11 protein-coding genes are annotated in these 16,900 nt (G+C 59.6%); 5 read left to right on the top strand and 6 right to left on the bottom strand.

Annotated features, from left to right (window positions below):
* Positions 1-51: 51 nt before the first annotated feature.
* From IEY52_RS11465 to IEY52_RS11450, 4 genes are all read right to left on the bottom strand, one after another.
* Positions 52-3,282 carry a UvrD-helicase domain-containing protein gene (locus tag IEY52_RS11465; RefSeq protein WP_189002826.1) on the bottom strand — a complete coding sequence of 1,077 codons (3,231 nt, stop codon included), beginning with the start codon at positions 3,280-3,282 and terminating at the stop codon, positions 52-54.
* Positions 3,279-5,927: a PD-(D/E)XK nuclease family protein gene (locus IEY52_RS11460; RefSeq protein ID WP_189002825.1), complete on the bottom strand. Its 2,649-nt coding sequence runs from the start codon at positions 5,925-5,927 to the stop codon at positions 3,279-3,281. The genes IEY52_RS11465 and IEY52_RS11460 overlap by 4 nt, the downstream gene beginning before the upstream one ends.
* Before the next feature lie 189 nt (positions 5,928-6,116).
* On the bottom strand, positions 6,117-6,611 hold the full coding sequence (locus IEY52_RS11455; RefSeq protein ID WP_189002824.1) for a DUF456 domain-containing protein: 495 nt from the start codon (positions 6,609-6,611) through the stop codon (positions 6,117-6,119).
* 69 nt (positions 6,612-6,680) lie between these two features.
* Positions 6,681-7,307, bottom strand: a complete 627-nt coding sequence (locus IEY52_RS11450) for a M15 family metallopeptidase (protein WP_189002823.1) — start codon at positions 7,305-7,307, stop codon at positions 6,681-6,683.
* Positions 7,308-7,394: 87 nt separating this feature from the next.
* On the opposite strand from IEY52_RS11450, the gene IEY52_RS11445 reads away from it, so the two are divergent.
* Together IEY52_RS11445 and IEY52_RS11440 are read left to right on the top strand one after the other, a co-directional pair.
* Positions 7,395-8,090, top strand: a complete 696-nt coding sequence (locus IEY52_RS11445; protein WP_189002822.1) for a response regulator transcription factor — start codon at positions 7,395-7,397, stop codon at positions 8,088-8,090.
* Positions 8,083-9,219, top strand: a complete 1,137-nt coding sequence (locus IEY52_RS11440; protein WP_189002821.1) for a sensor histidine kinase — start codon at positions 8,083-8,085, stop codon at positions 9,217-9,219. The genes IEY52_RS11445 and IEY52_RS11440 overlap by 8 nt, the downstream gene beginning before the upstream one ends.
* Before the next feature lie 16 nt (positions 9,220-9,235).
* Here IEY52_RS11440 and IEY52_RS11435 read toward each other — a convergent pair whose 3' ends face one another.
* Positions 9,236-10,285 (bottom strand): LLM class flavin-dependent oxidoreductase, encoded by a 1,050-nt coding sequence (locus tag IEY52_RS11435; protein WP_189002820.1) that lies wholly within the window; start codon positions 10,283-10,285, stop codon positions 9,236-9,238.
* A gap of 293 nt (positions 10,286-10,578) precedes the next feature.
* On the opposite strand from IEY52_RS11435, the gene msrP reads away from it, so the two are divergent.
* From msrP to IEY52_RS11420, 3 genes are all read left to right on the top strand, one after another.
* Entirely contained in the window at positions 10,579-11,556 is a 978-nt protein-coding gene (gene msrP, locus IEY52_RS11430) for a protein-methionine-sulfoxide reductase catalytic subunit MsrP (RefSeq protein ID WP_189002819.1), read from the top strand.
* A gap of 44 nt (positions 11,557-11,600) precedes the next feature.
* Positions 11,601-12,230 (top strand): protein-methionine-sulfoxide reductase heme-binding subunit MsrQ, encoded by a 630-nt coding sequence (gene msrQ, locus IEY52_RS11425; protein WP_189002818.1) that lies wholly within the window; start codon positions 11,601-11,603, stop codon positions 12,228-12,230.
* Between the two features lie 339 nt (positions 12,231-12,569).
* Positions 12,570-15,959 (top strand): caspase family protein, encoded by a 3,390-nt coding sequence (locus tag IEY52_RS11420; protein ID WP_189002817.1) that lies wholly within the window; start codon positions 12,570-12,572, stop codon positions 15,957-15,959.
* A gap of 44 nt (positions 15,960-16,003) precedes the next feature.
* Here the strand turns inward: IEY52_RS11420 and IEY52_RS11415 are convergent, their stop codons facing one another.
* Positions 16,004-16,804 carry a helix-turn-helix domain-containing protein gene (locus tag IEY52_RS11415; RefSeq protein WP_189002816.1) on the bottom strand — a complete coding sequence of 267 codons (801 nt, stop codon included), beginning with the start codon at positions 16,802-16,804 and terminating at the stop codon, positions 16,004-16,006.
* Positions 16,805-16,900: the final 96 nt, after the last annotated feature.

Genomic DNA, 16,900 nt, shown 5'->3' with positions numbered 1-16,900 from the left:
ACAGTTAGACCGGGGGTTGGCATTCAGCAGAAGCAACCTGAAAGAGAACTTTCAGGTTGCTGTTTCAGAGGGGGGCACCGCATCCGGGCAGTGCATCTGGTGAGGACAGAAACGGCAATTGAAGGCACTGGGACGGGCTTCCAGTTTTCCGGAGCGCAAATCTTCCAGCATCACATCGATGTTTTGCAGGCCTTCTTGCAGTTCTGCAGCCCCAAAGGTGTGCAACTGGTTGTGCCTGAGGTACACCAGACTGGCCCTGGGGATCTTCAGGTGGTGGCTGTAGAGGGCCATCTGCGGCAGGTGGTGCTGCGGGTTTATGAAGGAATCGGTCTTGTAATCGATGATCCAGCTGTCCGTGAAAGCATCCACCACCCCCTCAAAGGTCATGCCTGCATAAGCAATGCTGTAGGCCTGCTCGCGGGTGAAATTCAGGTTTTTCAGTTCCTGGAAAGCCTCATGCCCCAGGCTGGACACCAGACGGTGCACCTCCTGGACCACTGCAGGATGCTCTCCCTTCAGGTGCTCCTGCAAATCTGGCAGCCCGACCCAGCCGTTTTCCAGCGCGGTGTGGACCAGCCCTCCGATGTTTTTGCCCCTCAGGATGCGCGGACCGGGGGCCTGACGGCTCCACTGCAGGCTCAATCCCTGAATGCCTCGCAGGTGCTGGTACTCAAAAGACCTGGGGCACTTCAGGTACACCCCCACCGAGGTGACGGGCAGGCTTTCAGGCAACAGGAAAGGCAAAGCTGCACCGGAGGGGGCATCCGCTGGGTCTGCACCTGCTTGCAAGGGCAAGATCGGATCCAGCAAGGGGATCTGCTGGGCTTCATAGGTGTAGATTTCATGGTCGGTGCCCGCGAGGGCCTCCATCAATTGCTGGTAGGGGGCTTCCTGTTTTCGGGTGAGGGGCAAACCCAGAATCAGCAGGTCCGCTGCCCGCGTGAAAGCCACGTATTTCACCCGCAGTTCTTCCAGGGCGCTGCGTTTGGTTTGCTCCTGGTGCAGGGTCAGGTAAGCTTCAGGCAAATCCAGGGTGTCATCAGGGTGTTTTAATGCCACCCCCAGTTCGCTGTCGATCAGCACCTGGTCTTTGAATTGAGGGCTGACATGCAGGCTGTCCAGCAGCACCACCACCGGGAATTCCAGCCCTTTGGATTTGTGGATGGTCATGAAACGCACGGCATCCTGAAAAGGGGGAACGGCTTCTGGAACTTCCATTCCGGCTTCGGTCAGGTTTTTCAGTGCTTGCGCGGCACTGAACACATCGGTGTGTCCCTGGAGGTACAGTTCGCGCAGCAGCCCTTTGAAACGGGACAGATTGAGCAGCCGCCTCTCGGCTTCGGGCAGGCAGGAAAGCACCAGTGGGTAACGGGTTTTTTCATGCAGCACTTCCAGCACTTCCACCGGGCTGCTGTCTTTTCTTCCGGCCAACACCTCCTGCAACAGTCTGGCAATGTCACGGTGTGCAGCGTCTTTTTGCAGGGTGTGCCACAGGCTTTCTTGCATGTTGCGGGTCAGCGCATACAGTTCAGGGTCGCTGAGCATGAAACAGGGGCTGCGCAAAAGGGTCGCCAGCGCAAGGTCATCGAAAGGACTGGCCAGAAACTGCAGGAACATCAGCTGGTCCTGCACTTCCGGGCGGTCAAACAGGTTCATCCCCGACTCGACCACATGGGGAATCCCGGCCTGTTTGAAGGCCTTCAGGTAAGTGCCCAGGTGGGTTCTGGCCCGGTACAGCACGGCGATGTCCTGATGCCGCACCGGGCGCAACGTGCCCTGCTGGCGGTCGTAAACCGGCACCTGCCTGCGGATCAAATCCTGAATGCGCAACACCATCAGGCGGCCCTCGGCTTCCCGCAAAGCGCCCATTTGCTCTCCTGCGATCACGTGCACTTCCACGCTGCCCAGGTCCGGGGTGGGCTTCTGGGGTCTGGCTGCCTGCAGGGACCGCATCGGAACGCTGTTTCTGTGGCCCTGCCCGTGAAACAGCACCTCAAAAACCCGGTTCACCACCTCCACCAGCTGGTGGTGGGTGCGGAAACTGATGTCGAGGTCCACCACGCTGCCCATCTGCTGGTTGTCCTGCGCCAGCGTCTGGATCAGGTTCACATCCGAGCCCCTGAAGCCATAAATCGATTGTTTCTCATCTCCCACCACGGTGTAGAGGGTGCGTTCCTCAATCAGGCCTTTCAGGATGGTCCACTGGGCCGGACTGGTGTCCTGAAATTCATCGATCAGGAGCACCTTCCAGCGCTGCTGGTAGTACTGCCTGACCTGGGGGTGCAAGATGGCCTGTCTCGCGTGGTATTCCAGGTCCGCAAAACCCATCACGTTGTCCCGCATGGAAAGGGCGTAGCGTTTCTGGAGGGTCTGTGCATAAGCCTGTTTCAATTGAAACAGTGCCCGGTGGTGCCAGAGGTCTTCTTCACGGATTCTGGCGTTCCAGAACACTTCCCTGAGCCACGCCACCGTTTCATGCACCAGCGTTTTGCCCCCTGTGCTCCAGCTGGGGGCCCTGCCTGCACTTTTGCTGTAAGGCATGCTGAAAAAGCGGTCATTGAAGGCCATGGCATCGGGCAACTCCAGCAGTTCCAGCAAGAGGGCGTAAGTGGGATAAAGCGGGTCTGCAAGGTCCTTGCAGGTCACCGCCCTGAGCAGGCTCAGTTTCGCTTTGCGGCAGGCTTCCTGCCCTTCCCACAGGGTTTGCAGTTGCTGCCTCTGGAGGTCTCGCAGTTCTTGTGGGGTGAGGTCCTGCACTTTTTCAAGGGCCAGTTCTGCAGTGAGCGGATCCCCCAGCAGGCGACGCAAAGCCTGCGACAGCAGGGAAAACGGCAAATCTGCATGGACGGAAGGCGGAAGCCCCTGCAAAACCTCCGGGAACACCTCCTCCAGCCAGTTCTGAAACGCCCCCTCATCCAGCACCTGCATGTTGAAGCTGGCCTCACTTTCCAGCGGTTGTTCCCTGGCAATGCGCCCACACAAACTGTGGATGGTGGAGATTTGCGCTTCTGGGAAGTCGTCCAGCACGTCTCCCCAGAGCATTTCGTTTTCGGAAACTTTCTTTTCCAGGTGGCTTTCCACCCGGCTGCGCAGCTCACGTGCAGCGGCTTCGGTGAAGGTCACGGCGCAGAGTTCTCTGGGTTTCAGGCCCTGTTCCAGCAAATAAATGATGCGTTCGGCCAGCACGTGGGTCTTGCCAGATCCTGCACCCGCCTGAATCACCACATTGCCCGGAGCGGTCACGGCAAGTTTCTGTCTGGGCGTGAGTTTTTCCTGGGTCATGCCTGCCTCGCCTTCACCCGGCACAGCGCTCCGTAATCGCAGAGTGTGCAGGTGCCTTCCCCTGGAGTGGGGGGAAACTCCCCCTGATCCACTGAAGTTGCCGTGTTTTCCAGAAAATCCAGCACCTCCTGCTGGTGGCTTTCCCAGCTGTAGCCCCGGTCTGCAGATGCTGGCCCTACGCTTCTCAGCAGGTGCTTTTCCCGGTTCAGGATGCTCAGGTAGCGGCCCAGCTGTCCATTCACCGCCATCAGGTACAGCGGCAATTGCACTTCCAGTTTGCTGCCGTCCGCTTTCCGCACTTCGCTGATGTATCCCCGGCTTTTGTAGTCCACCACGGTGGTTCCCTGTCCGGTCTGCTCGATGCGGTCCACAATCCCCCGGAAGGTGAATGGTCCATTCTGAAGGTGCAGGGTGTGTTCAATGTGGACTTCCAGTTGCTGGGGAACGCTGCCCTGAAACAGGAAAAAGGGGCTTTTCACAAAGTTTTGCAGGTTTTGCTGCAACTCCAGACGCTGAAAAGCCCAATGGGGCAGAGGAGGCAGTTCTCCAGTGTCCAGCAGGTTTTTTTCGGCCCGTTCAAATGCAGCGGGCAATTCAGCAAGCAGGGTTTCTGCATCTGGATGGGTGCCCACATGCGGACGCAGCAGTTCTTCCAGCACCTTGTGGTAAAACGTGCCCTGTGTGGAGCGCTGCAGGTTTTTTTCCACCTCCGGGAAAGGCAACAGCTTCAGGGCTTTCTCGGCCAGCCACTGGAAACGGCAATTCCCGAATTTCACCAGTTGCGAAGGGCTCCACACGTGGTTTTTCGGGACGGTCCAGTGCACCTGGCCGTGGTGGGGTGAGGTGTGCAGCTTTTGCCGAGACAGTTCCAGTTTTGCCCGCAACTGCACACTTTCCTCCACCCTGCCTTGCAGTCCAGCTTCCATTTCGGTGGCTGCAACAGCTTCCTGCAGTGCAGGAGCAGACTGGAAGTTTCTGCAAAGGGGAGAGGGGTCCAGCGCCCGGCCTTGCAGGTCAAAGAGGGGCCTGGAAAGGTGCAGCTTTGCAATGGCCGTATTCAGGCAGGCATGCAGGTAAGCCCTCTCGGTGTGCATGCGTTCTCCCTGCCGGACCAGCGCCACCCCGGAACGTTCCCAGCGTTCCCGGATGTGGTCGTCCAGCAGCACATCCGCCCCCGGCCTTTGCGGAAACAGGGTGTCGCTGAGGCCCAGCACGAACACCTGCTGGTACTTGCGGCCACTGAGGGCCAGCGGGCTGGCGATGCGCACCCCACGCTGGGAATACACGGTGGGCACCCCCACATCCATGAAGTCTTCCAGCAGTTCCAGACGCAATTCTTCCAGGGTCAGCTTTTCCAGCATGGACAGCGACTGCAGGATGTCCAGCACCCGTGAAACCGCCATGGCGGTCTGGTGGGTGCCGCGCACCGTGTGACCCAGGCCCAGAAAAGCCAGCGCTTCGCGGATGAGGTCCCCATAACTTGCTCCGCTGGCCTGTGCAGGAAGGAGCAGCACCCGTGCATCCTCCCCCAGTTTCCAGTCTTGCAGCCGCTGGGGAGGCACCTTCAGGGACTTGCGTTTCAGGTTGATTTCGTCGGCAAAACGGCTGAGCGGATGCTGCAACACCTCCAGGGCCGCATGGTGTTCCCAGTGCTTCTGGTTCGCGCGAATCAGGGACAGCACCAGTCTGGCCGGATGGGTGTACGAGAGGGGCAGCATCTGGCCGCACAGGATGGGCAACTGTAGGCGTCTGCTGGCCTCCCGCACCAGCGGGAGGTAGGTGTCCTGGTCCCGCACCACCACCACCACGTCCTCAGGAAGCACCCCTCGCAGCAACAGCTGGTGAACGTGCCCAAAGACCTGCTGCACTTCTGTTTCCGGGCTGGACAGGGCGGTGTGGGTGATGCCCTCCGGGACAGGTCCCTGGCCCTCCAGCAGGTGATGCACAGCCTGCGTTCCCACCGTCTGGCGGCTGGAATTTGCGGCCTGTTTGACCTTCCAGCCCAGGCGTTCCAGTTCATGTTGCGAAGCGCTGGCCTTGCGCAAAACGCGGTGCTTCTCGCTGGTGAGGGTGATCACACTGCCTGCGGCACACACCCGGTTCAGCAGTTCCAGCTGGGCACGGTCAAAATAGGGGTATCCATACACCAGAAACGCTGCAGGTTCAGCAGGACAGGACAGGGCAAAGAACTCCACTGCAGCAGGATCGGCCAGCAGGTGGGCCTTCAGGTGCGTCAGGTAGGCCTGATAACAGTGGGCCACATCCTGCTCTCTGGCGGTGCGGGCCACCAGCAGGGGTTTTTCGGGCGGAATGGCGGCGTGCATCAGTTCCGAAAAGATGCTGGAAAGCTGCCTGAGGGTGGGGCGGTTGAAAGGCAAGTACTTCAGGGGGATGTTTTCCAGCACCTGCTGCAGCACTTTGCGCCGTTCAAATTCGGACATGACCCGGATGCCCTGCCCGGCCAGCATGCGTTGTGAGAGCTGCTTGAGGGTGGTGGTGCGCAGCCCTGCTGCGGCCTCTTTGCGCACAAAACGCATGGACAGCAGGTTGGTGGCAATCACCGTGGGAAAGTCAGCATGGTGGTTCCGCACGAAATCTGCAAGGGCGGTGATGTCCCGGTGGATCAGCAAGGTGCGCTCAGGCATGCTTCCAGTGTAAAGCCGGGGTGCGACAGGAGAAGGACAGGGTTGCAGAACAGGTCAACCCCAGAATTGCGGATGGGGGGTGCCAAAAGGTGCGTGAAACCCATCTTGCACAAAAAGAAAATTCCAGATGATGGATCTGGGAAAGTTTCTCCTGACACGGCAACTGTCAGCAGCCCATCTGGAGTGGCCTCAGAACAAAGCCCGCGCAGGATCCCACAGGCGGTTGAGTTCGTAAATGCCCACCAGGATGTGCAGAACCAGTTTTGCTGCAATGCCAGTCAGAAGCCCCACCAGGGTGCCCCAGGCACTGCGCAACGCCTGATCCACGGGTTTTTTCTCCAGGTACATCTCCACCAGAAAAGCGCCACCCAGCGGTCCCACAATCAGACCCATGGGGAGCACCAGGCCCACAATGCTGCCCCAGAAGGCACCCCAGGCGGCCCGTTTGCTGCCTCCATACTTGCGGGTGCCCCAGATGGAGGTGAGGTTGTCCACCAGACCAATCGCAATGCTCACGGTTCCCAGACCCAGCAGAAACCAGAAATCCGAGAATTGAAAGCCGTCTATGAAGGTGGCGACCACAGAGCCCACAAAAATCAGCAGGGTTGCCGGGACCACGGGAATGAAGGTGCCCACCACCCCCACCAGCCAGATCAACAGAAAAACCAGAAAAGCCAGCGTCATCTTGTTCTGGGAGTACGTGAATTTCGGGTCAAAGTTCCAGCAGGGGAGCGTTTGCAGGGTCTGGGGGCTTCACTGCATCCTGGGATCGTGTGTGGGATCGCTGTAACGCGGAGGGCAACCTTTGCCCTTTGCCTGCGGACGCAACTCAAAATGCCAGGGTTCATTGTTGTAGATCTGGCACAGCCCGTATCTGGCCCCCTCCCTGGACAGCCAGGTTGTGGCTGCAGCAGGTCCGAGATCCACGGCGTTTCCAGACACGTGTGGAGAGGTGGTTGCAGTGGCCACCCAGCGGGCCGCTTCCCTTTCCGAGCCGTACCTGGAGACAGCCTCCTCAAGCAGCGCATTCTGGTATTTGCGGGACCGCCAGCCGCTGTTGACGAAGAACACAAGACCTTCCTTCCCTGCAGCAGTGGCAGCACGGCGCAGGGCCAGCAGGAGGTCCGGTTTGAGTTTTTTCACGGCGGGATGCCGGTCATCGAAAACCGTGGTGCCTTCAGGGACGACCCCATCTGCCTCACCAGCAACAGGTGCTGGACTGGACCACACAGGAACCCCCTGTGGTCTGCCGGAGGGTGTGGCTGCCACGGGCAGGTCAGGCTGGACCCCCACAGGTCCCACACTGAATGCGACCAGGGCAGCGAGAATGGCTGGCTGAATGCGCTGGACAGCAGTCCAGCCTGAGGTGCTGTAAGTCATGCCTTCATTGAACGCAATGGGCTGTTGCCTGCCCGTATGGGGTTTTGCATATGCTGACGATATGTCGCGGCTGCTAATCTGAAAGGCATGCGAGTGCTGATCGTGGAGGATGAAGCTGACCTGGCAGCCGCCATCCAGCATGGCCTACGCCTGGAAGCCATGGCTGCCGACATTGCCGGAGAGGGTCACACCGCCCTGGAACTGCTGAACATCAACAGCTACGACATTGCCATACTGGACCGCGACATTCCCGGACCTTCCGGGGACGAGGTGGCAAGGCGCATTGTTGCGTCAGGCAGTGGCATGCCCATCCTGATGCTCACCGCAGCCAGTCGGCTGGACGACAAGGCTTCCGGGTTTGAACTTGGCGCAGACGATTACCTCACCAAGCCTTTTGAGCTGCAAGAACTGGTGCTGCGGCTCAGGGCCCTGGACCGCAGGCGTGCCCACAGCAGGCCCCCGGTGCTGGAACTGCTGGGACTGCGTCTGGACCCGTTCCGCCGGGAAGTTTACCGGGAGGGCCGTTATGTCGCCCTGACCCGCAAGCAGTTCGCGGTGCTGGAAATTCTGGTGGCTGCGGAAGGCGGGGTGGTCCGTTCCGAAGACCTGCTGCACCAGGCCTGGGATGAGAACGCTGACCCTTTCACCAATGCCGTGCGGATCACGGTTTCTGCCCTGCGCAAACGGCTCGGTGAACCCTGGCTGATTTCCACGGTGCCCGGGGTGGGTTACCGCATGGGCACTTCCCCGGAACCAGTACCTGCGGAGCTGGAGGGTGAATAGAAAAAGGGGCCTGAGCGTTCGCCTCAAACTCACCCTCAGTTATGCGGGGTTTTTGATGCTGGCGGGGGCATTGCTGCTGGCCATCGTGTGGGTGTTTCTGCTGCGCTACGTTCCGGAGAAGACCTACATCCAGCCCTGGCAACCTGACCTTTTGGAAAAAGACGGTCGGATTCGTCCTGGACTTCCGTTCATCCCCAACCGTTCGGATCTGGCGCGGGCTTTTCTGCCGAAAGCCTACGCGGTGCTGGGGTTCCTGCTCTTTTTCGGGGTGCTGGGTGGGTGGTTTCTTGCCGGGCGCATGCTGGCCCCCCTGACCCTGATCACCCAGGCCACCCGCCGGGCTGCCACGGGTGCCCTCTCCCACCGCATCCGGCTGGAAGGCCCAGCAGATGAGTTCCGGGAGCTTGCCGACAGTTTTGATGCCATGCTTGCACAACTCGAGGCACACGTTGCCGAGCAGCAGAGGTTTGCTGCCAATGCCTCCCACGAACTGCGCACCCCTCTGGCCATCATGCAGACCCTGCTGGAAGTGGCCCGCAAGAATCCACAGCTTGATCCCCTTGATCTGGTGGAGCGCCTGCAAACCGTCAATGCCCGTGCCATTCGCCTCACAGAAGCCCTGTTGCTGCTCAGCCGTGCCGATCAGCGGTCTTTCCACCGGGAGCACGTTGACCTGTCCCTCCTTGCAGAAGAAGCCAACGAAACGCTCCTTCCCCTCGCAGAAAAACGCGGGGTCACCCTGGAGACCTCGGGCGACATGGCGTTCACCACCGGTTCACCTGCCCGGCTCTTGCAACTGGTCATGAACCTCATGCACAACGCCATTGTCCACAACCTGCCCGAAGGCACCGTGTGGGTCACCACCGGCGTTGATGCGGCTGGGGTGAGGATTGTTGTTGAGAACACCGGCGAGGTGCTTGCTGCAGAACGGGTGTCGATGCTTTCAGAGCCTTTTTTGCGCGGAAATGAACGGGTGGCCAGCGACCATGCTGGGGTCGGTCTGGGTCTGGCCATCGCAGGGAGTATCACGCGGGCACACGATGGAAAGCTCAGCCTTGCTCCCAGAAGGGAAGGCGGGCTCTGCGTCACGGTGCAGCTTCCCGCCTCTCCATCCCATCTGGTCACATGATCCGAGAAAGACGGGTTTAAACCCTGGTCAGGGCTTCTGCTGCCGGACGCCAGTCCAGGGCAGGTGCGATGTGCCGGGCAATGGTTTGCAGCATGCGGCTGTTGTATTCCACCCCGAGCTGGTTGGGCACGGTCAAAAGCAGGGTGTCTGCGGCTTGCACTGCAGGATCCTGACGCAACTCTTCAGCGATGCGGTCGGGTTCGCCGCTGTAGCTGCGTCCGAAACGGGAACGTGACCCATCGAGGATGCCCACCTGGTCCCGGTTGCTGTCCTGTCCGAACAGGGCACGGTCAAAGTCACTGGTGATGGGCAGCACGCTGCGGCTCACCGACACGCGCGGCTCTCCAGCGTGTCCGGCTTTCTTCCAGGCCTGCCGGAACAGTGCGATCTGCTCGGCCTGCAGTTCCCCGAAAGGCACCCCGGTGTCCTCGGTGAGCAGGGTGGAGCTCATCAGGTGCATGCCCTGCTCGCCCACCCAGGTGGCGGTGTCACGGGTGCCTGCGCCCCACCAGATGCGGTTTGCAAGCCCTGGAGCCTGGGGCTGGACGGTCAGCAGGCCTGCAGAGGGACGGTTTCCAGCATCTGCAGGAACCACCCCTGCCCCCTGAATGGCAGCCCTGAATTGCTCGGTTTTCTCGCGGGCCAGATCTGCAATGGTTTTTCCGTCCTGGGCATGGTACCCGAAGGCTTCATAGCCGTGGTAGGCCGGTTCGGGGGAACCCCTGCTCAGTCCGAGTTGCAATCTGCCGCCGCTGATCAGGTCAGCAATGGCGGCTTCTTCGGCCATGGCAAGGGGGTTCTCGTAGCACATGTCGATCACGGCCGTTCCCAGTTCGATGCGTCTGGTGCGGGCGGCCATTGCAGACAGCAGGGGGAAGGGCGCAGAGAGGTTTTTGCCAAAGTGGTGGACCCGCAAAAAGGCTCCATCCAGTCCAATGCGTTCTGCTTCTGCGGCCAGTTCGATGGTTTGCAGCAATGCGTCCTGTGCTGTGGGGGTGTGGGATCCACGGGCGGCCTGCCAGTGACCGAAGGTCAGGAAGCCGATTTTTCTGGGATGAGGGGTCATGGGTCTCCTTGGAGGAAAGACGATGGATTCGGGAAAAATCCTTTCCTCAATATGAAAAGTATAGCACATTTCGCTATAAAAAACATAGTGAAGTCTGAAGGAGTGGTGTGAAAGGGGCGGGGAATCCAATCTCCACAACATCATGCTTTCTTTGACAGCACAACAACATAAAATGCAAAGAACAACCTGCAGACCCCACAGCCCTTCCCAAAACATCAAAGCTGCAAAAATGAACTTTCTGTCCCCCTTCTTCCGTATCCCCTGTAAAGACTGCTCACCCCTTCGGAGGACCCATGAACCCAGATGACCCCCAGGACAATCCCCAGGACAATCCATCCAATCCATCCAGCAAACTCAAGACCCGCCGTGAAATCCTCAGACAGGGGGTGCTGACCACCGTTGGAGCCCTGGGACTGGCCACAGGTCTGGAACTGCTGACCCGCCGACCCGGAATGGCCGCCGCCGCCGCTCTGGCGGCCCCCAGCAAAAAAATCTATCAGGGCCCTTACGACACCAGCGAACCCATGAGCGCCCTGGAAGACATCACCGGGTACAACAACTACTACGAGTTTGGCGTTGAGAAATCCGATCCGGCCCGCAATGCCGGGAAGCTCAAAACCCGCCCCTGGTCGGTGGTGATTGACGGCATGGTCAAAAAACCCCAGACCGTGGACATCGACACCCTGCAAAGCTGGTTTCCGCTGGAAGACCGGCTGTACCGCATGCGCTGTGTGGAAGGCTGGAGTCTGGTCATTCCCTGGATGGGCTTTCCGCTGGCGGCGCTGCTGAGGCGCATTGAACCCACCTCCAAAGCCCGTTACGTGAAATTCACTGCGCTGGCTGACCCCAAACAGATGCCCGGGGTCAAGGCAGGTGTTCTGGACTGGCCTTACGTGGAGGGCCTCAGGCTCGATGAAGCCATGCACCCCCTCACCCTGCTGGCTGTGGGTCTGGAAGGCAAAATCCTGCCCAACCAGAACGGTGCCCCCCTCAGGCTGGTGGTGCCCTGGAAGTACGGGTTCAAGAACATCAAGGCCATCACCCGCATCACCCTCACCGACAAGCAACCCACCACCACCTGGAGTTTGATTGCCCCCGATGAGTACGGCTTTTATGCCAACGTCAACCCCAAAGTGGACCATCCGCGCTGGAGCCAGGCCACCGAGCGCCGCATTGGAGAACTGGCCCGCAGGCCCACCCTGCCCTTCAATGGCTACGCCGAGGAGGTCGCCCACCTGTACAAAGGCATGGACCTCAGGAGGTATTTCTGAGTTCATCTGCCCGGCAGAAAGTGCAGGGCAAAGCTGCTGGCAAAATGCCTGCCCGCACGGCCTGGGTGTCTTACGCAGCCACCCTTGGTGCCCTGCTGCCTTTGCCTGTGCTGTTTTACGACTTCTGGACCGGGCAACTGGGCGCAAACCCCCTGCAGCGTGCCGAGCAGCAAACCGGCCTGCTGGCCCTGGTTTTGCTGCTGCTCTCGCTGGCCTGCACCCCCTTGAGGTTGCTGGCCTCCCGGCTGGGCACCCGCTTGCTGTGGCCTGCAAGGGTGCGCAAAACCCTCGGGCTCACTGGAGCGCTGTATGCCCTGGTTCACCTGGGGATTTACCTGCTGGACCGGGGTCCGGGACTGCTGGACTTCCTGCAAGACGCCCTGAAACGTCCGTACATCACCGTGGGTCTCACCGCCCTGCTGCTGCTCATTCCCCTGGTGCTGACCAGCCGCAAAGACAGCGTGCGAAAAATGGGGTTTGTGCGCTGGCAGGCCCTGCACCGCCTGACTTATCTGGTGGGGGCGCTGGGGGTGCTGCACTTCTGGTGGTCCGTAAAAAAAGACCACACCGAATCCCTGATGGCTGCGGGCGTGCTGCTGGTGCTGTTCGCCCTGCGGTTTTTGAAGAAGACCCCCCAGTTGAAGAAGCAGCAGGAGGAGAAAAAATTTCTTTGATCCAGCCTGTTTCCGGTGTGCATGGCATGTTTGATCCTCAAGATGGACCCCTGGTACAGGGGTCTTTTGATTTGCAAGGACTGGAACCTGTCTAACCCAGAGGTCCCCTTTCGCCGGGCATCCGGGAAACTTTCTGAATCCCTGATCCGTAACAACAAGGCAAGTGGAATCCCATCCCCGATCTTGCTGAGTCCTGCACATTCTGCCTGCTCCAGAGGTGCCCCATGCTGATTCATTCAACGGAGGGCATCTGGAGTTGATACGCCTGATGTTCACCCAGGTTGTGCTTCTGTCCATGGCGGACATGACACAATGAAACATTCTTTTCCCGGAGGCCCCATGAAACGCATTTTGACCCTTACCCTTTCTGTTCTGCTGCTGGGCTTTGCGGGGGCCAGCAACCGGGCGCTGATGGTCAACATCAGTGCTTACCAGGATCCCACACTTGACCTTCCGGGAAACGCACACAACGTCCCCCTGGTCACCAGCCTTTCCCAGGCGCTGGGCTTTCAGCCTGCTGACCTGCAGGTTCTGCAAAATGGGCAAGCCACCCGGGAAGGCGTGCTGAACCTGTTGCAGGACTGGACAAAGCAGGTTCAGTTGCAGGATCAGGTGCTGGTGTACCTGTCGGGTCGGGGCACCCGGTTGCCTGTGACAGGTGAGGGGGGCGTGCAGCTCTGCCAGGACGTTCTGGTGCTGCCCGACCAGCAAACCCTGCCCATCCAGGAAGTCCGCAGGGTGTTGCAGCAGATGCCTGCCGGGAAAGTGATGCTGGTGCTGGACACCGCTTTTGGGGATCCCCTCAGGCGGGCCGTGGGGATCCTCTCCATGGCAGATGAGCAGCCCCGCAGTCAATTCAAACCCCCCCTGCCCGGTCAGCCCACCTGCAAGGCTGCTGAAACCTCCAGTCCGTCCCCGGTGGCTGATCCAGTGGCTTACCTTGAACTTGGCGCTGCTTCCCCTCAGCAAACCAGCTGGAGCACGGCCCATGGAGGGCTGTTCAGCCGCAGCCTCACAGAGGTGGTTCTGCAAAATCCCCAGATCACTTTTGAGGACCTGCAACCCAGGGTGAACAACCTGATGCAGCGCTTCACCGAACAGTACGGTCTTCCGGCCCAGAACCCCATGCTGGTTTTGCCTGCTGCCTGGCAGAACCAGAGCGTTCGACAGCCTCGCTTGCTGACCCGCACGCCCATGCTGCAGCGCACCCTGAAGGGACACCCGGATGAGGTGTATGCGGTGGCCTTCAGCCCCGATGGAAAGATCCTGGCTTACACCGTGGACCGTTACCTTTTTCTGGCCGAGTCTGGCACTGGAAAGGTCCTGCGGGTGCTGGCAGGACACAGCGAAGAAGTGGATGCGGTGGCGTTCAGCCCAGATGGAAAACAGGTCCTGACGGGGAGCAGCGACAGAACCGCCCAGTTGTGGGACGTGCAAACAGGAACCCACCTGAAAACCTTTACCGGGCACCGTCTGGCGGTGGAAGCGGTGGCGTTCAGCCCAGATGGAAAACAGGTCCTGACGGGGAGCAGCGACAGAACCGCCCAGTTGTGGGACGCGCAAACAGGAACCAGCCTGAAGACCTTCGGGGGGCACGACAGTCGGGTCTTTTCTGTGGTGTTCAGTCCAGATGGAAAACAGGTGCTGACCACCAGTGACCATGTGGCCCATTTGTGGAATGCTGGAACAGGTGCACCCCTGAAAACCTTCATCGGACACACTGATTTTGTTTTTGCAGCAGTGTTCAGCCCGGATGGCAAACAGGTGCTGACCGGAAGCCGGGACAGCACCGCCCGCCTGTGGGATGCTGCCACGGGAGCAGCCCTCAAGACTTTTGCGGGCCACACGGGTGTTGTTTATTCGGTGGGCTTCAGTCCAGACGGCAAGCAGGTGCTAACCGCCGGTGAAGACCACACGGTTCAACTCTGGGACGCTGTTACAGGTGCAGCCCTCAGGGTTTTTGCAGGACACACGGGTGCCGTTTATTCGGCGGCGTTCAGTCCCGATGGAAAACAGGTGCTGACCGGCAGTGAAGACACCACTGCACAGCTGTGGAACGCTGACACTGGCACTTCCGTCAACACCCTGCTGGGACACAAATCTGCAGTGAATGCCCTGGGTCTGGGTCCAGATGGCAGGCAGCTCATCACTGCAAGTGGCCTGACCGCGCTGGTGTGGAACACCGGCACCAGCACCCCCTTCAAAACCCTCAGTGGGCACGCAGGGACGGTGTCCTGGGTGGGATTCAGTCCAGATGGGAAACAGGTGCTCACCGCAGGAGATTACACGCTGCGCCTGTGGGATGCCCAGAGTGGAGCAGCCCTCAAGACTTTTGCAGGCCATTCAGATTTGATTTCGGCTGCGACCTTCAGCCCGGATGGCAAATTCCTGCTCTCTGGCAGCAAGGACACCACCGCCCGCCTGTGGAGCGTCAACACCAGAGAAACCCTGAAAATCTTCGCGGGCCACAAACAGCCCATCACCTCGGTGGCCTTCAGTCCGGATGGGAAGCAGGTGCTCACCGGCAGTGAGGACAGCACTGCCCGTTTGTGGAGCGTAGGCACCGGAGAAACCCTGAAAATCTTCTCTGGCCACACCCGACCTGTGCGGGTGGTGGCCTTCAGTCCCGATGGAAAACAGGTGCTGACCGGCAGCGAAGACAGAACCCTGCGCATCTGGAATGCCCAGACTGGACAGCAGATGGCAGCTTACGGGGTCAGCAGCCCCCATTTCAGGATGGGCAAAAACGGCACGGTGCTGGCCCATCAGGATTGCATGTCCTTGCAGCACATCCAGCCCTCCACCGGAACGGTTTTGAATGAATTCCCTCTGGGAGACCGTTGCTTTGGCAACTTCGTGGTCTCAGACGATGGCCGTACACTCATCACAGACAGCGGACAGATCCAGGATGCCAGCACCCTCAGTGTTTTTGGTTTTGCAGATCCCACACAGGGTTTCTTCCAGGACAGTGCCCAGGCCACCCTTTCCGCTCCACAGCAACCTGCAGATCCCATCCTGAACACCCAGGCAACAGCCCCCACAAAAGGGCTGGAGAAACGGGTGGCCCTGGTGATTGGAAACGCAAACTACCAGAATGCCTCCTTACTGGAAAACCCTCTGCGGGACGCCAAACTGATTGCACAACAGTTGAAACAGGCAGGATTTGAAGTGCTGCTGGCCAGCAACGTCACCAAGAACAGCTTCGATCAGGTGATCCGGCAGTTCCGACAGGCCCTCTCCGATGCAGATGTGGGACTGCTGTATTATTCCGGGCATGGCCTGCAGGTTTCTGGAGTGAACCGCATGGTTCCGGTGGATGCCCAGTTGAAAGCGCTGCAGGATGTGGATTTTGAAACCGTGACGGTGGATTTTGTGCTGGACCAGATGGACCAGGAGTATGTGCGCACCAAACTCATCATCCTGGATGCCTGCCGCACCAACCCTTTTCTCAAGAACACCAGAGACCTCAAAAACGACGGTCTGGCTGCCATGAAAGCCTCCAGGGGAACTTTGATTGCTTTTGCCACAGCGCCAGGCATGCCTGCTGCAGATGGCTCGGGCCTGAACAGCCCTTATGCCAGAGCCCTGGGCAAACACCTGCTGACCCCCGGATTGACGGTGGAGCAGGTGTTCAAACGGGTGCGTCAGGATGTGCTGACCGAAACCGCAGGGGAGCAGGAACCCTGGGAAAATTCCTCTTTGCTGACCGATCTGTATTTTGTGCCGTAGCTTGCCGGGTTGGTCTGGAAACCCTGATTCTGGCTCAGCCAGAATCAGGGTTTCCATTGCTGGTTTTGCAGCACCTGCAGCGTGAAGGCATCCGCCGGGAAAAAGGTTTCCAGGGTCAACTCCGAGAGGGTCACTTCCACTGCCGTTCCAAACACTGTGGTGGTGCTGATGAAAGACAGGGTGCCTTCAGGGGTGCGCAGTTTGAGGGGCACGGCCAGATCAGAGAAAGGGGCCAGTTCTCGGGTGCGGGCAGGTGCAGGGTAAGACTGCAGTTCGGTCAGAAGCTGGATCAGTGCAGCATCTGCGGTCAGCACCACCTGACGTTTCAGGCGTTCCAGCAGGTGTTCCCTCCAGGCAGAGAGGTTTTCGATGCGAGGAGCCAGACCTTCAGGATGCAAAGCCAGACGCAACACATTCACGGGAGGGTGCAGCAGATCTGCGGGCAAACCTTCCAGCAAGGCAGGAATCGCCCGGTTCATGGCCTGCAGGTTCCAGTGCCGGTCCACCAGCAGGGCTGGGTAAGGCTCATGTCCCTGCAAGATCAAATCCAGGGCTTTTCTGGCCGCCTGCAGCGCAGGATCGTGCAGGGGGCGTTCAGGGAACACCGGAGCGTAACCTGCTGCGGTCAAAAGCAAATTCTGCTCCCTGAGCGGAACATTCAGGTGGGTGGCGAGGTTCAGGACCATCTCGCGGCTTGGCTGGGAGCGCCCGGTTTCCAGAAAGCTCAGGTGCCGGGTCGAAATGTCTGCTTCCAGGGCCAGATCCATCTGGCTGAGCCTGCGCCGTTGCCGCCACGCCCGCAACAAAGAACCCACCTGCTGCGTTGTCCCCCTGCTTTGCGTCATGCTTCCATGGTACCTTGCAGAAGTCATGCAGGCCATGACCTCTGAGGTCATCGATTCTGGGCAGGGGAGGGGCTATCCTTGCCTCAGGTGACCGGG

The sequence above is a fragment of the Deinococcus roseus genome (assembly GCF_014646895.1).
Taxonomy (GTDB): Bacteria; Deinococcota; Deinococci; order Deinococcales; family Deinococcaceae; genus Deinococcus_C; species Deinococcus_C roseus.
Note: the sequence above shows the minus strand (reverse complement) of the source record. Positions and strands in the feature narration are given on the sequence as shown.